Annotated in this window: 1 protein-coding gene; it reads right to left on the minus strand. The window is 62.5% G+C overall.

The window, feature by feature from the left end; translation table 11 throughout:
• On the minus strand, positions 1–747 hold a 747-nt coding region (locus AOG28_RS17470; protein WP_152965479.1), incomplete at both ends, for an HAD-IC family P-type ATPase.

Here is a 747-nt window from a genome sequence, read left to right on the forward strand (position 1 = left end):
CAACAGCCAGTCCCGAGGCAATGGCCGCCGGCGTTGACAAAACCAAGGCGCACGGGCACGCGATTAGCAGCAAAGCAAGACCACGGTACAGCCAAGTGCCCCAATCACCACCCATGGTAAGCGGGGGAACCACGACGATCAGCGCCGCGATGGCCATCACGGCCGGGGTGTAGTAACGGCTGAACTTTTCGATGAAGCGTGCCGTCGGCGCCTTGGAGGATTGAGCTTGCTCGACGAGCTGGATGATGCGCGAGATGGTGTTGTCCGATGCAGCCTTCTCAACCAGAACTTCAAGCACACCGTCGACGTTGATCGAGCCGGCAAATACGTCATCGCCACCGGCCTTTTGACGCGGCACGGACTCCCCTGTGATCGGAGATTCATCGAGACTGCTTTCGCCGCGGAAGATCTTGCCGTCAGCGGGCACTCGATCACCCGGGCGCACCAAAACCCGGTCGTTCACGCTCAGGGAGGCAGCGGGCACTTCGCGCTGCCCACCATTGGCGTCGAGCAAGACAGCAGTTTTAGGCACCAGAGAAGCCAGCGCTTTAATGCCGGCGCGGGCGCGGCCAGCGGCCACACTTTCAAGCAGCTCGCCGACCGCGAACAGGAACACCACAGCAGCGGCCTCCTCGGCCTCGCCAATCACGAGCGCGCCCAGCGAGGCGACAACCATCAGTGTTTCGATGGAGAACGGGGAGCCAGATATGGCCAGCGCGAAGGCTTTGCGCGCGAACGGGAGTACGC

The organism is Cobetia sp. UCD-24C, assembly GCF_001306765.1.
Taxonomy (GTDB): domain Bacteria; phylum Pseudomonadota; class Gammaproteobacteria; order Pseudomonadales; family Halomonadaceae; genus Cobetia; species Cobetia amphilecti.